This is a genomic window from Nonomuraea sp. NPDC049709 (assembly GCF_040674815.1).
Lineage (GTDB): Bacteria > Actinomycetota > Actinomycetes > Streptosporangiales > Streptosporangiaceae > Nonomuraea.
On sequence record NZ_JBFANM010000112.1, the window covers coordinates 1 to 17,257 of the forward strand.

Here is a 17,257-nt window from a genome sequence, read left to right on the forward strand (position 1 = left end):
CGCCACCCTCGCCCAGCGGGTTCTCCTGGCTCTGGTTCGGGCCGGCGACGAAACCGTCCAGCGAGATCGAGATGTGACACCTGAGCATGCTCATCCTGCCTCCTCAGTCGGCTCGGCGCCGCTGTCCGGCGCCTCACCACAGAGCATGACCGGATGCACAGATGACGTCTAATGCCAATAAATCGAGATTTACATTGATATCTTCTATCTATGCTGAACCTGGTCCATCTCAAGGTGCTGGCCGCGGTGGCGCGACACGGGTCCGTGACCGAAGCGGCGAGGGAGCTGCACTACTCGCAGCCGTCGGTGAGCCATCACCTGTCCCGCCTGGAAGCGGCCACCGGCGTCAAGCTCGTCCAGCGGGTGGGCCGGGGGATCCGGCTGACCCCGGAAGGGCAGTTGCTGGCCAACCGGGCCATCGAGATCGTGGGCCGGGTCGACGCGGCGACCAGCGAGCTGGCGGCGCAGGTCGGACTGCGGGCGGGGCGGGTTCGCCTGGCCGCCAACGCGTCGGTGCTGAGCACGATCGTGCCGAAGGCGGCCGCCGCCCTGGCCCAGGCACATCCGGGACTCGAGCTGATCCTGATCGACCGTCACCCGGTCGAGGCGCTGCAGATGCTGCGGCAGGGCGAGATCGACGTCGCGCTCATCTTCCGGTACGCCGACGCCCCGGTCGAGGAGGAGGGATTCCGCCTCGTCCACGTCGGCGACGACCCGGTCCACCTGGTGAGCCGGCGACCGGACGACAGCATCGCGAACCATCGCCACTCCGCCTGGATCGGCGGCTGCGAGCGGTGCCAGAACGAGCTGATCGCGCTGTGCCGGCAAGAAGGCTTCACGCCACGCATCGCGTCGCTCAGCGACGACATGGTCGTCGTGCAGGCCCTCGTCGCCGCCGGCGCAGGCGTCACCACCCTGCCCGGACTCGCGCTGCAGGCCCACCGCCGGCCCGACATCCACACCACCGAGATCGCCGGCTTCACCCGCCGGATCTACGCCGTCACCTACGGCGATCCACCCGACCCGCCCGCCACCCTCGCGCTGATCCAAGCCATCCAGGACGCCGCCCCGTAGGAGGCCGGTCCGGCAAGCGGTCAGGCCGGCGAGCCTCCTGGACCACACTCCGGAATCACCGGCCGGACGGCCTGGGCGCCGGCCCGGCGCGGGTCAGCCCGCCCGCCCCGCCCGCTCCGGGCCGACGGTGATGACGATCTTGCCCACCTGGGCGCCCGCTTCCATGTACCGGTGCGCCTCGACGATCTCCTCCAGGTCGAACGTGCGGTCCACGACGGGCCGGAAGGCGCCGCTCCGCAGCCCGGAGGAGACGAAGGCCACCGCCCGGCGCAGCAGCTCGGGATCGGCGGTCGTCTCGCGGGTCACGGTGTAGGTGCGCAGGTTCAGCGCGGGCATGCCCAGCTCGAACGCCGGATAGGGCGTCACCTCGCCGCTCAGCGCCCCGTACAGGAAGAGCGTGCCGCCGGGGGCGGTCACCCGGGCCAGGTCAACCACGCCGGGGCCGGCGACGGCGTCGAAGACGAACTCGGCGCCCCGCCCGCCGGTCAGCGCGAGCACGCGCCCGACGACGTCCTCCTCGCTCGTGACGATCACCTCGGCGGCGCCCGCCGCGAGCAGCGCCTCCCTCTTCGCGCCGGTACGCGTGAGGGCGACGGGCACCGCCCCGACGCGCCGGGCGACCTGGATCGCGGCCAGGCCCACGCTGCTGGAGGCCGCGGTCAGCACCGCCGTGTCGCCGGCCCGCATCCCGCCGACCTGCACCAGTGCCCCGTAGGCCGTCAGGTACGGCATCCACACCGCCGCGCCCGCCACCGCGTCGAGCCCGTCGGGCCGGTGCACCACCGCGGCGGCGGGCACGATCGCGCGCTCGGCGTAGACGCCGTGGTCGTTCATCGAGAACGCCGGCAGCACGCTGACCGGCTGCCCGGCCGCGAACCCCGTCACACCGGGCCCGGCCGCCTCGACCACGCCCGCCGCCTCGGTGCCGAGCCGCGCGGGGAACTCCTTGACCGGCTCGATGTAGTTGCCGCTGCGGAACAGCGCCTCGGCCCGGTTGAGGCCGATCGCCTCCATCCGGACCAGCAGCTCGCCCGGACCGGGCCGCCCGACCTCCACGTCCTCCAGCCGTAGCACATCCGGCCCGCCGAGCTCGTGGAACCGTACCGTCTTGACCATCACGCACACCGTCCTTTCCGGGGCTCACTCAAGCGAAAAGTACGATGGCTGTCAAACTTTGATGGGTATCGTAATTAGGGAGCCCGCGCTCCCGGACGGGGTCACCCTCCTCGACCTGCTCAGGGACGGCGACCTGAGCCGAGCGGGGACGGGCGGGCGACCCCGTCCCCTTGGCGGACGTCCGGCTGCACGCCCCGTTGCGCCCGCCGACCGTCCGGGACTTCGTCGCCTTCGAGGAACACGTCGAAGGCGGGCGCAGGAGCGTGGACGGCCGCGCCGGAGTGCCGGAAGCCTGGTACGACGCCCCCGCCTTCTACTTCACCAACCCCTACGCCCGTGATCGGCCCCCACGACGACGTGCCGGTGCCGCCGGGCTGCCGGGCGTTCGACTTCGAGCTGGAGGTGGCCGCGGTGATCGGCCGGTCCGGGCGGGACCTGACCCCCGAGCAGGCCCGGGAGCACATCGCCGGATACCTGATCATGAACGACTGGTCCGCCCGGGACACCTTCAGGGCCGCGAGATGCAGGTCAACCTGGGCCCGGCCAAGGGCAAGGACACCGCCACCACCCTCGGCCCGTGGCTGGTCACCGCCGACGAGCCGGAGCCGTACCGGGACGCCGAGGGCTTCCTGCGGCCGGCCCTGTCGGTCACCGTCAACGGCGACGAGATCGGGCGCGACCTGCTGTCCAACATGAGCCGGCCGTTCGAGGACCGCGTCGCCTACGCCTCCCGCGGCGCCTGGGTCCACCCCGGGGACGTGCTCGGCTCCGGCACCTGTGGCAACGGCGGCTGCCTGGCCGAGCTGTGGGGTCTGCGTGGCCGGCAGGACCCGCCGCCGCTGCGGCCCGGGGACGTGGTCGAGATGACCGTCGAGGGCATCGGCGCCCTCCGCAACACCGTCGTCGCCGGCCCGCCCCCGGCCCCCGTCCCGAAGGCCCGCCCCCGCCCCCGCCCCCGTACCCGCCCGTAGACCCGGGCCGCAGGTGGGATGGGCGGCAGCCGGCCACCACACCTGCGGATATCTGAGTAGGGCTTACTCAGGCCCCAGCCCGGGAGTCGCGGTTTCACTGGAGGACCCAACGAAAGGAGTCCTCTCATGAGCGAGTTGCCACCATCCGTCCGGCGGCGCCCCATGCTTCGCGGCCCCCTGGCACGCACCGCCTGCCTGCTCGGGGCCGCCGCCCTCGGCGTCACGGCCATGGGCGCCACGGCGAACGCCTCGACCGCCGCCGCGCCGAACTGCGCCGCCGCGGCGGCGTACTACGACCAGGCTCCCACCAGCGCCAACCTCACGATGGTGCGGCAGGCGGTGCACTGCCTCATCGACGCAGAGCGTGCCAGGGCCGGGCTGGCCCCGCTCACGCGCAACGCCCAGCTCGACACCGCGGCGGCCGGGCACGCCGCTGCCGCCGCGGCCCTGAAGTGGTGGCGGCCGGGCGCGGACTCGCACACCAACCCGCAGACCGGTTCGACCCCGTACAGCCGGATCACGGGCGCGGGCTACTGCCCGAACCCGCTCTCGTGGGCCTACGCCGAGACCACCTACACCGGCTGGGGCGGAGGATCGGGCACGCCGCGGGCCGCCGTCCACTGGTGGGTGCACGTCAGCACGTACGGCCACCGCCAGATCGTCCTGAGCCCGACGCTGACCGACGTCGGCATCGGCGCGGCGGCGGGGGCGGCGGACCCGGCCGGCGCGGGTGCGGCGGGCGGCGGGACGTACGTGGTCGACTACGGGCGCTGCCGGCGCTGACGGCCCGGCCGCCCGGCCGGGAAATCGGATTGAACGGCCCGGGCGGCCGGTGCGACCATCCTCGGATGGACGAACAGGAACTGCGGTGGATCGAGGAGAACGTCAGTCTCGCCATCGAGCAGCTCGGGCCGCTGAGCGACGTGGACTTCGGCCTCAACCGCGAGTCCGTCGAGTGGGTCGAGGGCTTCATCGAGCGCCAGCGCTCCCGGCCGGACTTCGACCCGGAGCGGATCGACGGCCTGGTCGGCGTGCTCGGCTCGTTCCTGGGCGCCAGCGTCGCCGCCGCCACGGGGGGCCGCTGGCACAGGCACGACGACGAGTGGGGCGTGCTCCTTCCCGAGGGCAGCACGGCGTTCCCGTTCGTCAAAGTACGCAAGCAGTTCCGCGACGGGGCCGAGTCCGGCGAGTCGATCGAGAGTTTCTACCGGATCGCGGTCGACTTCATCGCCACCGGCAAGATGCGGGAAGCGCGGGAGAACACCGGCCCCGGCGCGACCTGATCCGCGGGAGAAACGCCGGCCCCGGCGCGACCTGATCCGCGGGCGGCGGCTGCCCGCCAGGAGCCGGCCCGGCGGCTGACCGTGCTCAGTCGAAGCGCTGGGCCATCTGGTCGAACGCCTGGCCGGTCAGCTCGCGCAGCGTGCGCGTCTCGTGCTCCGCGCACCACCACTGCGAGGCGACCCGCAGCGCGGCCAGGAACGCCGCGGTGACCAGCTCGGGGGCGGCATCACCCGGCCGCTCCCGGCCGGTCACCGCCTGGCTCAGCTCGTTCTCCAGCCGGAACCTGCTCGCGAGCTGCCTGGCCCGCAGCGAGGGGTGGCGCATGGCCAGCCGGGCGCGCATGTGCCATTCCCGGTCGGGCACGCCGCTCTCGTCATGGAGGCTCTCCATCGCGCCGCGCAGCGCCCGCCAGGCGGACTGGCCGGCCGGCTGCTCGCGTACGCGCCGCACCAGGGTGCCCAGGTGCTGCTCGTCCCCGTACAGCAGCGCGTCCTCCTTGCTGTCGAAGTAGTTGGAGAACGTCCGCCGGGAGATGTTCGCGGCGTCGGCGATGGCCTCGACGGTGACGTGGTCGAGGCCGCGCTCGATGGTGAGCCGCAGCGTGGCCTCGTGCACGGCCTGGCGGGTCTCGGCCTTCTTGCGCTCGCGCAACCCTGCTGTGCTGCTCATGATGGAACCAGCTTACCCAATGGGAATAAATGCTCAATGCGCAAAGTTGCCACTTGAGCATGTATGGTGTCCAGGTTCCATCCCTTTCTCCCTTGATCGGAGGTTGCGCGTGAGTGCACAGCCGGCAGCGCCGTCCGCGGCGGAGCCGATGACCCACCGCCAGATCCTCGAAGCCCTCAGCGGCCTGCTGCTCGTCCTGTTCGTCGCCATGATCAGCGGAACCATCGTCTCGGTGGCGCTCCCGCAGATCATCGGCTCGCTCGACGGCAACCAGTCGCAGTACACCTGGGTCGTCACCGCGTCGCTGCTGGCCTCGACCGCCTCGACGCCCATCTGGGGCAAGCTCGCCGACCTGTTCAACAAGAAGCTGCTGCTCCAGATCTCCATCGTGATCTTCATGGTCAGCTCGCTGGCCTGCGGCTTCGCCCAGAACACCGGCCAGCTCATCGCCTTCCGCGCCGTGCAGGGCCTGGGCATGGGCGCGCTGCAGATCCTCGCCCAGGTCATCATCGCCGCCATGATCAGCCCCAAGGAGCGCGGCCGGTACAACGGCTACCTCGGCGCCGTCATGGCCGTGGCCACGGTCGGCGGCCCGCTGCTCGGCGGGCTCATCGCCGACACCTCCTGGCTCGGCTGGCGCTGGTGCTTCTTCATCGCCGTGCCGTTCACCGTCGCCGCATTCGCGCTGCTGGCCAAGACCCTGCACATCCCGACCGTGCGCCGCGCCGACGTGAGCATCGACTACTGGGGCGCCACGCTCATCGCGGCCGGCGTCAGCATCCTGCTCATCTGGGTCACCTTCGTCGGCAACTCCTTCGAGTGGCTGTCCTGGCAGACCGCGGCCATGGCCGGCGGCGGCGTGCTGCTGCTCGCCGTGGCCACCTGGGTCGAGTCCAAGGTCAGGGAGCCGGTCGTGCCGCTGCACGTCATCCGGCGCCGCACCCCCGCGCTGGCCATCCTGGCCAGCCTCGCGGTCGGCATGGCGATGTTCGGCGGCTCGGTCTTCCTCGGCCAGTACTTCCAGATCGGCCGCGGGTTCGGCCCCACCGCCGCCGGCCTGCTCACCATCCCGATGATGGTCGGCGTGCTGTTCTCCTCCACGATCAGCGGCAGGATGGTCTCCAGGAGCGGCCGTACCAAGCCCTACATCCTGGTCGGCCTGGTGGTCCTGCTGGCCGGCTTCGCGGGCCTGGCCACCATCGACCACGAGACCTCGCTCGTGCTGATCTCGGCGTACATGCTCGCCGTCGGCGTCGGCGTCGGCATGTCCATGCAGAACCTCGTCCTGGTCATCCAGAACACCGTCCCGCTCCGCGAGATCGGCGCGGCCAGCGGCGCGGTCACCTTCTTCCGCTCGCTCGGCGGCACCGTGGGCGTCTCGGTGCTGGGCGCCGTGCTGGCCAACCGCGTCGCCTCCGGCATCGTCGAGGGGCTGGCCAAGGCCGGCATCCCCGCCACCGGCGACGCGGCCGCGGCCGGCGCGAGCCTGAACATCGCCGCCCTGCCCGAGCCGATCCAGGAGATCGTCCGGGCCGCCTACGGCGACGCCACCGGGCACATCTTCCTCATCTCCGCGGCCATCGCCGTCGTGGGCCTCGTCGCGGCGGCCTTCCTCAAGCCCGCCAAGCTGCGCGACAGCCTCGACCTGCCCGAGCCGGCCTCCCCGGAGAAGGCCGTCACCCCCGCCTGACCAACGTGCCCGGAAGGCCGCGTCCCCGTATCGCCCGCGGGGACGCGGCCTTCCGTCCGTCATGGGGACCTTGACACGGATTGGTGTATCGATAAAGTGAGGTGCCTCACCCTCTTGACCCCACACGCAAGGTTTTCATCGATGAGCAATGTCGTCGTGCCCGCCATCATCAATGTCGACGTCCCGGGCCCGGTGATCAACCGGCACCTCTATGGACACTTCGCCGAGCACCTGGGCCGGTGCATCTACGGCGGGTTCTACGTGGGCGAGGACAGCGACCTGCCCAACGAGGGCGGGATCCGGCTGGACGTGGTGGAGGCGCTGCGCGCCCTGAACATCCCCAACCTGCGCTGGCCGGGCGGCTGTTTCGCCGACGAGTACCACTGGATGGACGGCATCGGGCCCAAGGAGGAGCGGCCGTCGATGGTCAACACCCACTGGGGCAACGTCGAGGAGAACAACCACTTCGGCACGCACGAGTTCATGGCGTTGTGCGAGCTGCTCGGGGCGGAGCCGTACATCAGCGGGAACGTCGGCTCGGGCACGGTCAAGGAGATGAGCGACTGGGTCGAGTACCTCACCCGCGAGGGCGACTCGCCGATGGTCAGGTTGCGCAAGAGGAACGGGCGCGAGGAGCCGTGGCGCATCCGCTTCTGGGGGCTGGGCAACGAGGCGTGGGGCTGCGGCGGCCACATGTCGGCCCAGCAGTACGCCGCCGAGGCCCGCCGGTTCGGCACCTACAGCCGCGACCACGGCGACAACAAGCTGTATCGGGTCGCGGCCGGGGCGAACTCCGGCGACTACGCCTGGACCGAGACGCTCATGAAGCAGCTCGGCGAGCTGGGCTGCGCGTACCGGCCCGCCGCCTTCATGCAGGCCCTGTCGTTCCACTACTACACGATCCCGGGCACCTGGCAGGACAAGGGCGACGCCACGGTCTTCGGCACCGACGACTACTACCGGACGATGGTCAAGGCCGCGTACGTGGACGAGCTGATCACCGGCCACTCCAACGTCATGGACTGCTACGACCCGGGCAAGAACGTGGGCCTGGTGCTGGACGAGTGGGGCACCTGGTGGAACGTCGAGCCGGGCACCAACCCCGGCTTCCTCTACCAGCAGAACACCCTCCGCGACGCGCTCGTCGCCGCCGTGCACTTCGACATCTTCCACCGGCACGCCGACCGCCTGGTCATGGCCAACATCGCCCAGACGGTGAACGTGCTGCAGGCCATGATCCTCACCGACCCCGATTCGGGCGCGCTCGTGCTCACGCCCACGTACCACGTGTTCGAGATGAACAAGGGCCACCAGGACGCGGCCTCGCTGCGGGTCGACCTCCCCGCGGCCGTGCCCACCCGCGAGGTCGGCGAGTCCACGCTGGCCACCGTCTCGGTATCGGCCAGCCGCAAGGACGGCCGGCTGCTCGTGTCGCTGTCCAACCTGGACGCGGCCGAGGCGGCCGACGTCGAGCTGGACCTGCGCGGCGGCACCGTGACCGGGGTACGCTCCCGGATCCTGACCGCCGGCAAGCCGCACGACCACAACACCCCCGAGACGCCCGCCGCCGTCGCCCCGCGCGCCCACGAGCAGGTCACGGCCACGACGACCGGCGGGCTGCGGGTGCACCTGCCCGCGCACTCGTTCGTCACGGTGGAGGCCGACCTCGCCTGAACCGTTCGTCACGGCGGCGAAAGGGGCGGCCCGTTGAACCGCGATACGCTCGATCGCATGGCCGCGCCCCGGCCGGGCGGACCCACCGGCGCACAGAACGCGAGGTGACGGCATGGTGACGGCATGGTGACCATGGGCGATGTGGCCCGGCTGGCCGGGGTGTCGAAGATGACGGTCTCCAACGTGGTCAACAACCGTGCCGGGGTCAGCGAGGCGGTCCGCCTCCGCGTGCTGGAGGCCATCCGTCAGTCGGGCTATCGCGTCAACGTCTCCGCCCGGACCCTCAAGTCCGGGCGGACCGGCGTCATCGGCCTCGCCGTGCCCGAGATCGACCGCCCCTACTTCGGCCGGCTCGCCGCCCACGTGATCGACCAGGCGCGGCGGCGGGGCTTCCACGTCGCGATCGAGCAGACCGGTGCGGCGGCGGACGGGGAGATCGACGCGATCGCCCACTCCCGTACGCTGCAGTTCGACGGCCTGATCCTCAGCGCGGTGGAGCTGGACCGCCGCGACCAGCGGCTGGCCGGCGCCGACTACCCCATCGTGATGCTCGGCGAGCAGGACTTCGGCGGCCGTTTCGACCACGTCGCCATGCCCAACGAGGACGGTACGAAGGCGGCGACCGCGCACCTGATCGACCGGGGCTGCCGCCGGATCGCGATGGTCACCGGGGACGTCGCCGGGACCCTGAACGTGGTGACCCGCCGCCATCAGGGCTACCTCGCCGCGCTCGCCGAGCGGGGGCTCACCCCCGACCCGGCGCTGCTCGTCAGCCTCGCCGGGCTGACCATGGCGGCCGGGCGCGACGCGGCCCACCGCCTCGTCGACTCCGGCCACGCGTTCGACGGCGTGGTCGCGGTGACCGACACCGTCGCCCAAGGCGTCCTGCGCGGCCTCGCCGACCGCGGGCTGCGGGTCCCCGGCGACGTCCGGCTCGTGGGCTTCGACGACGTCCCCGAGTCGGAGTTCATGGTGCCCTCGCTGTCCACGGTGGCACCCGACCACGGCTGGATGGCCGCGAAGGCCGTCGAGCTGGTGGTCGGCCGCATGCAGGCGCCGCTGCGCCCGACCGGCCAGCACGTCGCCCCCTTCGAGCTGATGATCCGCGAGTCGACCAGCTGATCGGCCCGTAGGTTCGTTCCCGGCGTGGCTCCGCTGCGGGCTTTCATGAAGTGGTCACAATGGGAAAACGCCTGGTCACGCAGGGGGAGGCGACGGGTGCGATCCATCATGGGGCTGGCGGCGGCAGCCGCCCTCACCGCTGTCCTCACCACTGGCCCGGCCGCCGCGCAGGCGGCGCGCGGGGAGGACGACGACGACTCGACGCCCCTGTGGCAGAAGCTCACCTCCTTCCGCGTCTCGCCGGAGGTGCCCCACCAGAACGACGTCATCCGGGTGCTGCTCCACTGCCCCGTCGAGGCGAACCACGCGATCGTCGGCTCCACCGCGTTCACCCTGAAGGGCTCCTGGCGCATCTACCGCGAGGTGGGGGTCGGCCTCTCCGGGCGGGGCTTCGGCAGGCGGGGAGTGATCATCTCGCGCTACGCGCCCCCTGGGGACCACGAGGTCCGCATGAAGTGCGTCAAGGTGACGATCGACAAGGCGACCGGCCTCAGGAAGGTCAAGCTGATCAGCCGCGCTGCGGGCCCGCTCACCGTCCGGAAGTTCCGCATCGGGCAGTACTTCTGAAAGAGGGCGCCGCCGGGCGATGAGTTTCGCCGCCCCCGCAGGTCTACACTTCCGAGACCCAGGAAGGAATGACCCATGACCCACACCATCGAGGTGCCCGGCGCCGTCCTCCACTACGACGTGCACGAGGCCGGGGCGAGCACCCACCCCACCCTGCTCCTGATCGGATCCCCGATGGACGCCACCGGCTTCGCGGGCCTGGTCGCGCGTATCAAGGACCGTACGGTGGTCACCTACGACCCGCGCGGGATCGGGCGGAGCCCGCGGACCGACGGCGCCGCCGAGTCGACGCCCGACCTGCACGCCGACGACCTGCACCGGCTGATCGACGCGCTCGGCGGCGGGCCGGTGGACATCTTCGCCAGCAGCGGGGGCGCCGTCAACGGGCTGGCGCTGGTGGCCCGGCACCCGGAGCAGGTGCGCACACTCGTGGCGCACGAGCCGCCGGCCGTCCAGACCCTGCCGGACCGCGAGCCGGCGCTGGCCGCGGTGGTGGACATCCGCCGGACGTACGAGCGGGACGGGTTCGGGCCCGCGATGGGCAAGTTCATCACGATCACCAGCCTGCGGGGCGAGATCCCGGCCAACTTCGCGGACCTGCCCGTGCCTGACCCGGCCACGATGGGGATGCCGACGGGCGACGACGGGTCGCGCGACGACGCGCTGTTCGGGCAGAACCTCATGACCTGCACGCACTACGAGCACGACTTCGAGGCGCTGCGCGCGGCCGCCACCCGCATCGTCGTCGGCGTCGGGGCAGAGTCGGAGGGCGAGCTGGCCCACCGCTCCGGCCTGGCGGTCGCCGAACGGCTCGGCACCAAGCCCGTGACCTTCCCCAGCCACCACGGCGGGTTCATGGAAGGCGAGTTCGGCATGAAGGGCGACCCCGACGCCTTCGCCGTCACTCTCCGCCAGGTCCTGGCGGAGTAGCGGGGGCGCCCCGCAGCCGCCTCAGGAGGCGTTCGCGGAGGGTGAGCTCTCCGGCTCCTCCAGGTAGGGGTGCACCCGTCGCTGCCGGTCGAAGGGGACGAACCAGGAGGCGAACCCCATCGGGGCGATGCGCAGGAAGGCCGCCTCCGGGTGCTCGTCGATCCCGTCCAGCTCGGGGGTGTAGAGCATCTCGTGGTCGACGTCGTCGAAGGCGTGGTCGGTGAAGAAGTCGTAGATGGACTCGGCCTCGTCCGAGTCCATGAGCTCGTACAGCTCGAGGACGGCCTTGGCCTCCTCGATGAGCAGGCGCAGGGCGAGCTCCTCGGCGACGCAGGCCGGGTGCCGCCAGGTGTCGTCGGCCAGGCGGCCGGTGACGCTGACCGTGGCGACGGCGAACTTGCGGGCGAAGGCGGCGTCGTAACGCAGCGCGTATTGTGGCGGCAGGCCGTGCAGGGCCATCACGCCGGGGTCGTCGGCCACGGTGGACTCCTCGGCCGCCAGCGTCTCGGCATCGTCCAGCACGTGGTCGATGAGGATGTCGGTGGCGGCCATCAACGCGCCGGCGGCCAGCGTGGCGCTCTCCCTGGACGCCACCCCGCGATCCGGCCCGTCCGGGCGGTAGCCGAAGTGTTCGAGGCCGAACGCCTGCATCCGCGCCGCGCCGGAGATCAGCGACGCCCGCATCCCGGCCAGCCGTTCCTGCCGGAACCGCAGGCGTGACCGCTCGCCCTCGTCGGGAGCCGCCGGCTGCTCGACCGGCCCGGCGTCGGCGGCCTTCAGCCCGGCGCGGAAGGCCTCCTCGTTCAGATCCACCTCGCTGCGCAGGACGCGCCAGCTCGCGAGCAGCTCGCTGCGTTCGAGGACGGACTCGATCAGCCGGCGGACCCCGGTCTCGGCGATCTCCAGCGTCGACGTCTCCACCACCACGCCGAGCAGGGCGCCCTTGGGATGCGTGGTCACCCGGAAGCCGTACAGGTCGATGTCGATCCCGTCCGGCCCGTCGAGGTGCTCGACGCCGTCGAGCCCGTCCGACAGCAGCGCCCCGGCGCCATGGCACTGCAATGCGTCCAGCTCAGGCGCCCCGAGGGCCGGCTCGATCTCGACCTGCACGACGTACTCCATCCCCCCAGCTTCTCAGGTTTCAGGTCAGGCTCCACAAGGCGGCCACCAGTGGGCGGCGCAGGTCGGCCCGGCGTACGCACAGGCCGATGGCCAGCGGCGCCGGCGCCGGCTCGGCGGGGACGACGCGCAGCCGGTCGCGTACGACGCTGGACCGCAGCACCATGCGCGGGACGATGCCCGTGCCGTACCCCAGCGCGACCAGGGCGAGCAGCGCCTCGTGCCCCTCCGGTTCGGCCGCGATCCCGGGCCTGGACGGGGCGTGGGCGCGCAACCACCGGTCGGCCGCCTCCCGCACCAGGCCGCGGCGGGGCAGCACGAACGGCCCGCCGAGCCCTGTCGCCGCGTGGTCGCGGGCCGTGACGAAGACCAGCTCGGTGGTCGCGACCGTCCGGCTGAGCAGGGGTTCGGGCAGGCGGGCCGGGAGGGCCGCGACCGCGGCGTCCACCTCGCCCTCGTCCAGGCGGGCCAGCGCGGCGGCGGCGTCGCCCGTACTCAGGTCGATCCCGATCGCCGGATGCGCCGCGCGGAACGGCGCGAGCAGGTCGGGCAGCAGGACCTGGCAGGCCGTCACCGTCGCGAACACCCCCAGCCGCCCGGTCAGCTCCACCGGCTCGGCGTCGCCCTGCCGGTAGGCGTGCCACAGATCCAGCGCGGAGATCGCGTACTCGCGGAAACGCCGCCCCTCGGCGGTCAGCGACACCCCGCGCGGGCCGCGGTCGAACAGCCGGTGGCCCAGCCGCGCCTCCAGGCGCTGCACCATCCGGGTGAGCGTCGCCGGGCTGACGTGGCAGTCCAGGCTCGTCCTGCCGAAGTTCAGGCTCCGCGACAGGTGCAGGAACACGCGCAGCTCGTGTTGATCGTCGATGACCTGGGCCTTTCATCCGATGCAACGGCCCGCTGCACATGTTGCGCTTGTCGCGGGGCCGGGGCGGATCCTACAACTTCTGGCATGACCTCCAACTCCTTCACCTCCGCGGTGTTCCCGCTGGAGACTATGGACGTGCCCGGCGGCACCGAGACGATCCTGCGCGGCGGGCGGCACCTGTTCCCGCTGCTGCCGGCGGCGTTCGAGGGCGTACGGCAGATCGGGGTGATCGGCTGGGGGCCCCAGGGCCGGGCGCAGGCATGCAACCTGCGCGACTCCCTGGCCGGCACCGGCATCCGCGTCGCCGTCGGCCTGCGCCCCGGCTCCCGCTCCGCCGCCGACGCCCGGGCCCAGGGCTTCACCGAGCAGGACGGCTCCCTCGGCGACTGGCTCGACGTCGTCTCCGGCAGCGACCTGGTCATCCTGCTCATCGCCGACGCCGCGCTGGCCGCCCACCACGGGGAGATCTTCGCCGCGCTGCGTCCCGGCGCCACCATCGGGCTGTCGCACGGCTTCCTGCTCGGCCACCTGCGCGCCGGCAGCGGGTCGTTCCCCGACGGGCACGGCGTCATCGCGGTCTGCCCCAAGGGCATGGGCGACTCGGTGCGCCGCCTGTATCTGCAGGGCGCCGACGTCAACGGCGCGGGCATCAACAGCAGCTTCGCCGTGCACGCCGACCCGGACGGGCGGGCCGTCGAGCGGGCGCTGGGCTGGTCGGTGGCGCTCGGGGCGCCGTACACCTTCCGTACGACGCTCGACAGCGAGTACCTGTCGGACATCGTGGGGGAGCGGGCCATCCTGCTGGGCGCGGTGCACGGCCTGGTCGAGTCGCTGTACGGGCACTACCGGCTCGGCGGCGACGACCCCGTCACCGCCTACGAGCGCTCCTGCGAGAACATCACCGGCCCTGTCGCGCGCACGATCTCCCGCCACGGCCTGCGCGCCGTCCGCGAGCACCTGGACGCCGCCGGGCGGGAGACCTTCGACCGGGCCTACGCCGCCGCCCACGGCCCGGCCCGGGACCTGGTCACCGAGATCTACGACGAGGTCGCCGACGGGACCGAGCTGCGCAGCGTGATCCTCGCCGAGCGGCGACTGGCGTCGCGGCCGATGAGCGGGATCAGCGGCTCGCCGATGTGGGCGGCCGGCGACGCGGTGCGGGCCCGGCGGGCGCGGCGGGACCTGGCCGTGGAGCCGTTCACCGCCGGGATGTTCATCGGCACCATGATGGCGCAGGTGGACGAGTTCGCCGAGCGCGGGCACCCGTGGTCGGAGATCGTGAACGAGTCGGTGATCGAGGCGGTGGACTCGCTGCTGCCGTACATGCATGCCCGGGATGTGGCGTACATGGTGGACAACTGCTCGCGTACGGCCCGGCTCGGGGCCCGCCGGTGGGGGCCGCGCTTCCAGGCGGCCTACGAGCAGATCGCCTTCCCCGCCGCGGCCGGCCCGGGCGACCGCAAGGCCGTGAGCGCCTTCGCCGACCACCCCGTGCACCAGGCGCTGGCGTCGGCGGCCCGGCTGCGGCCGTCGGTGGACATCCACGTCATGTGATCGGCAGCGTCATGTGACGCGGCAGCGTCATGTGATCGGCAGCGCCTCCTGGAAGCGGCGGGTGGCTCGGCGGCTGGTCAGCGTGACGACCCGGGCGTGGACGGCGTGCTCGGCGATGAGCCTGCGGACCTTGGGTCGCATCCGGCGGCGGTAGCCCAGGACGTAACGGACGAATTCCCAGGTGATGCGGTCGTGGACGCCGTCGGCGTGCTGGCCGCCGCGGTAGCGCAGGCGGCGCTTCAGCACGCCCCACAGGCACACGATCGGGGGGAGGTCGAGGAAGACCACCGTGTCGGCGCGGGCCAGGCGGATGGGCAGGGTGGAGGCGTAGTTCCCGTCGATCACCCAGACCGGTCCGGCGACGAGCCGCTGCTGGATCGCGGCGAACTCCTCCTGCGGCAGCGAGTTCCAGTCCGGGTCGTAGTAGAGGGCGTCCAGGTGGGTCAAGGGCGCGCCGACGTGGGCGGCGAGCCGGCGCCCGAGGGTCGTCTTACCGCTGCCACCGCAGCCGACGATCGCGATCCTGCGCATGGCCGCCCAGGTTAGCGGGACGAACGCCACCCGCGCGGGCTCGGCGCCGCGCTCGCCCGCCAACCCGCCGCCCGCGGTTCCGCCGTCGTGCCCCGTGAACCCGCTGCCTGGTGCTTCGCCGTCGTGCTTCGCCGTCGTGCTCGTCACCCGGCAGCTCGCCGTCTAGCGCTTCGCCGTCGTGCTCGTCACCCGGCAGCTCGCCGTCTAGCGCTTCGCCGTCGTGCTCGTCACCCGGCAGCTCGTCGCCACCCACGGATCGTCCTGCACGCGGCATCCCCTTCTGGACGGGCATCTCCGTTTTCCGGGCCACTGTCCTGCCGGCCCTCCGACGGCGCGCTCGTCTCGGGGGTGCCGCCCGGTCCGGTCCTGGTGTCCGGTCCGGTTCGGGCCGGTAGTCCGGATTGGTGGGTCCGGCGCGACGACCCGGGTCGATGGTGCGGGGTTGACGGCCCGGGCCGGTGGTCCGGGGTTGGTGGGTCTGGCCCGATCGCCCGGGGCGGTGGTCCGGGGGTTGGTGGTCCGGGGTTGGTGGTCCGGGTCTGTGGCGGGGGTCAGGGGCGGGGGTCAGAGGCGGGGGTGGTGGCTTCTCTGACGGCGGGGACTATCTCGTTGGCCCATCGGCCGAGTGCCAGGTCGGTGGGGGTGTCGTCGTCCGGGAAGTAGACGAAGCCCGAGGCGCCGTGGTCGAGCACGGCGCCGGTGAGTTCCTCGGTCCACTGCTCGGCGGAGCCGCCTATCCAGCGGCCCTCGCGGTTGCGGGTCTCGGCGAGCGGGTGCGGTGTGATGACGCCGGGCAGGTTGTAGATCGTGGCGATGTCCCCGGGGTCCCGGCCGGCGTCGTGAGCCGCGCGGTCGATGATGGGGCGCGAGGTGCGGTAGCGGGGACTGAGCCAGTCGGCGGCGTGCCCGGGGATCCAGCCGTCGGCCACCCGGCCGGTCGCGGCCAGCGACTTCGGCCCGACCGAGCCGGTCCACACCGGCGGGGCCGGGACGGGTGCCGGCTCCAGGTCGGTGACCTGGTAGAACTCGCCGTCGAAGGTGACCCGGTCCCCGCCGCCGCACAGTGCCCTGATGAGGGTGACGGCCTCCTCGAACGCGCGTACCGCCGCGCCCGGCCCCAGCTTCGGCACGCCCAGCCTGGCGATGTCCTCCCACAGCCCGCCCGCGCCCGCCCCCAGCACGATCCGGCCCCTGGACAGCGCGGACAACGAGGTGATCGTACGGGCCAGCATCGGCGCGGGCCGGCTGGGCAGGTTGGTGACGCTCACCAGGCCCGCGATCCGCGTGGTGCCGCCCAGGGCCATGCCCACCAGGGAGTAGGCGTCCAGGCGGTCGGCGAAATAGGGGTGATCGGATACGGTGAACAGGTCCAGCCCGTCCCGATCGGCCTGGGCCGCGTGCCGCAGGGTCTCCCGTGCGGTGCTGACAGCGGTTGAGATCCCGACGCCGAACAACGCCGTCATAGGTACTCCTCCATTAGTTCGTATTGCGAACAATATGTGATAGCCTAACCGAGTGGGTAAGGCTGAGGAAAATCTGGGGGTCGTGGCCGCGCTGGTCCGGTCGGCCTTTCTGGTGAACGCCGTCTACGCCGAGTCGGCCCGCGAATACGGGCTGACCTCTCAGCAGGGGCAGCTGCTCTGCGTGCTGATGGCGCAGCCGTACGGGATGAGCGCCCTCGGCTCGATGTTGCGGCTGGCCAAGTCCAGCCTCACCGAGCTGGTGGACAGGACCGCCCAGCGCGGCCTGGTGCGCCGCGAGTCCGATCCGAAGGACCGGCGCGCGGTCCGCGTCGCGCTCACCAAGCGGGGCGGCGAGCTGGCCGAGACGTTCTACACCGCCACCTGCAAGCGGATCGCGGAGCTTCCGGCGGGGCTCGACGGCGGCGAGAGTGACCAGCTCGCCGACCTGCTCGGCCGGGTGGTCAACGACAACAACGTGCCGATGATCTTTCTGGAGCGGGACGGGACGCCCTCCGCCTCCGGTCCCGCCTCCGGCCCCGGCCCCGGCCGTTGACGGGGGCCTGGGCTGGGCTGGATTTCCGGGCACGTCCGTCGCCAGGCCGGATGCCGGGTCGGGCGCGTCGCC

At 72.2% G+C, this 17,257-nt stretch carries 17 protein-coding genes and 1 pseudogene; 11 read left to right on the forward strand and 7 right to left on the reverse strand.

Annotated features, from left to right (window positions below; genetic code table 11):
• The first annotated feature begins 210 nt into the window (after window positions 1–210).
• Window positions 211–1,074: a LysR family transcriptional regulator gene (locus tag AB0J69_RS55830; RefSeq protein ID WP_364136365.1), complete on the forward strand. Its 864-nt coding sequence runs from the start codon at window positions 211–213 to the stop codon at window positions 1,072–1,074.
• 93 nt (window positions 1,075–1,167) lie between these two features.
• Here the strand turns inward: AB0J69_RS55830 and AB0J69_RS55835 are convergent, their stop codons facing one another.
• Together AB0J69_RS55835 and AB0J69_RS55840 are read right to left on the reverse strand one after the other, a co-directional pair.
• Window positions 1,168–2,190: a zinc-dependent alcohol dehydrogenase family protein gene (locus tag AB0J69_RS55835; RefSeq protein WP_364136413.1), complete on the reverse strand. Its 1,023-nt coding sequence runs from the start codon at window positions 2,188–2,190 to the stop codon at window positions 1,168–1,170.
• Between the two features lie 119 nt (window positions 2,191–2,309).
• Window positions 2,310–2,672, reverse strand: a complete 363-nt coding sequence (locus tag AB0J69_RS55840; protein WP_364136419.1) for a hypothetical protein — start codon at window positions 2,670–2,672, stop codon at window positions 2,310–2,312.
• Between AB0J69_RS55840 and AB0J69_RS55845 the strand changes: the two are divergent.
• The 3 genes and pseudogenes from AB0J69_RS55845 (at window position 2,554) to AB0J69_RS55855 (ending at window position 4,444) form a co-directional block, all read left to right on the forward strand.
• A pseudogene (locus tag AB0J69_RS55845) lies at window positions 2,554–3,161 on the forward strand (fumarylacetoacetate hydrolase family protein). The gene AB0J69_RS55840 and the pseudogene AB0J69_RS55845 sit on opposite strands and share 119 nt — an antisense overlap.
• Window positions 3,162–3,287: 126 nt before the next feature.
• Window positions 3,288–3,944 (forward strand): CAP domain-containing protein, encoded by a 657-nt coding sequence (locus AB0J69_RS55850; protein WP_364136367.1) that lies wholly within the window; start codon window positions 3,288–3,290, stop codon window positions 3,942–3,944.
• A 65-nt stretch (window positions 3,945–4,009) separates the two neighbouring features.
• The gene (locus tag AB0J69_RS55855; protein WP_364136369.1) at window positions 4,010–4,444 is read left to right on the forward strand and encodes a hypothetical protein; all 435 of its coding nucleotides are present in this window, start codon (window positions 4,010–4,012) and stop codon (window positions 4,442–4,444) included.
• Window positions 4,445–4,529: 85 nt separating this feature from the next.
• Here the strand turns inward: AB0J69_RS55855 and AB0J69_RS55860 are convergent, their stop codons facing one another.
• Window positions 4,530–5,114 (reverse strand): TetR/AcrR family transcriptional regulator, encoded by a 585-nt coding sequence (locus tag AB0J69_RS55860; RefSeq protein WP_364136371.1) that lies wholly within the window; start codon window positions 5,112–5,114, stop codon window positions 4,530–4,532.
• Between the two features lie 148 nt (window positions 5,115–5,262).
• On the opposite strand from AB0J69_RS55860, the gene AB0J69_RS55865 reads away from it, so the two are divergent.
• The 5 genes from AB0J69_RS55865 to AB0J69_RS55885 all read left to right on the forward strand — a co-directional run bounded on the left by AB0J69_RS55865 (window position 5,263) and on the right by AB0J69_RS55885 (window position 11,097).
• Window positions 5,263–6,804, forward strand: coding sequence for an MDR family MFS transporter (locus tag AB0J69_RS55865; RefSeq protein WP_364136415.1), 1,542 nt, complete (start codon window positions 5,263–5,265; stop codon window positions 6,802–6,804).
• A gap of 141 nt (window positions 6,805–6,945) precedes the next feature.
• The gene (locus AB0J69_RS55870; RefSeq protein ID WP_364136373.1) at window positions 6,946–8,478 is read left to right on the forward strand and encodes an alpha-L-arabinofuranosidase C-terminal domain-containing protein; all 1,533 of its coding nucleotides are present in this window, start codon (window positions 6,946–6,948) and stop codon (window positions 8,476–8,478) included.
• A 123-nt stretch (window positions 8,479–8,601) separates the two neighbouring features.
• Window positions 8,602–9,600, forward strand: a complete 999-nt coding sequence (locus tag AB0J69_RS55875; RefSeq protein WP_364136375.1) for a LacI family DNA-binding transcriptional regulator — start codon at window positions 8,602–8,604, stop codon at window positions 9,598–9,600.
• Between the two features lie 96 nt (window positions 9,601–9,696).
• Window positions 9,697–10,167, forward strand: coding sequence for a hypothetical protein (locus AB0J69_RS55880; RefSeq protein WP_364136377.1), 471 nt, complete (start codon window positions 9,697–9,699; stop codon window positions 10,165–10,167).
• Window positions 10,168–10,242: 75 nt separating this feature from the next.
• Window positions 10,243–11,097 (forward strand): alpha/beta hydrolase, encoded by an 855-nt coding sequence (locus tag AB0J69_RS55885; RefSeq protein WP_364136379.1) that lies wholly within the window; start codon window positions 10,243–10,245, stop codon window positions 11,095–11,097.
• Window positions 11,098–11,118: 21 nt separating this feature from the next.
• Here the strand turns inward: AB0J69_RS55885 and AB0J69_RS55890 are convergent, their stop codons facing one another.
• Together AB0J69_RS55890 and ilvY are read right to left on the reverse strand one after the other, a co-directional pair.
• Window positions 11,119–12,219, reverse strand: coding sequence for a hypothetical protein (locus AB0J69_RS55890; protein ID WP_364136381.1), 1,101 nt, complete (start codon window positions 12,217–12,219; stop codon window positions 11,119–11,121).
• Between the two features lie 19 nt (window positions 12,220–12,238).
• A complete protein-coding gene (gene ilvY / locus AB0J69_RS55895) occupies window positions 12,239–13,084 on the reverse strand; it encodes an HTH-type transcriptional activator IlvY (protein WP_364136417.1) in 846 nt (281 codons plus the stop codon).
• Window positions 13,085–13,168: 84 nt separating this feature from the next.
• Between ilvY and AB0J69_RS55900 the strand changes: the two genes are divergently transcribed.
• Window positions 13,169–14,638 (forward strand): hypothetical protein, encoded by a 1,470-nt coding sequence (locus tag AB0J69_RS55900; protein ID WP_364136383.1) that lies wholly within the window; start codon window positions 13,169–13,171, stop codon window positions 14,636–14,638.
• 27 nt (window positions 14,639–14,665) lie between these two features.
• Here AB0J69_RS55900 and AB0J69_RS55905 read toward each other — a convergent pair whose 3' ends face one another.
• Together AB0J69_RS55905 and AB0J69_RS55910 are read right to left on the reverse strand one after the other, a co-directional pair.
• Entirely contained in the window at window positions 14,666–15,316 is a 651-nt protein-coding gene (locus AB0J69_RS55905) for a topology modulation protein (protein WP_364136385.1), read from the reverse strand.
• A gap of 404 nt (window positions 15,317–15,720) precedes the next feature.
• On the reverse strand, window positions 15,721–16,632 hold the full coding sequence (locus AB0J69_RS55910) for an LLM class flavin-dependent oxidoreductase (protein WP_364136387.1): 912 nt from the start codon (window positions 16,630–16,632) through the stop codon (window positions 15,721–15,723).
• A 52-nt stretch (window positions 16,633–16,684) separates the two neighbouring features.
• Here AB0J69_RS55910 and AB0J69_RS55915 point away from each other — a divergent pair, with 52 nt between their 5' ends.
• On the forward strand, window positions 16,685–17,185 hold the full coding sequence (locus AB0J69_RS55915) for a MarR family transcriptional regulator (protein ID WP_364136389.1): 501 nt from the start codon (window positions 16,685–16,687) through the stop codon (window positions 17,183–17,185).
• Window positions 17,186–17,257 lie beyond the last annotated feature (72 nt).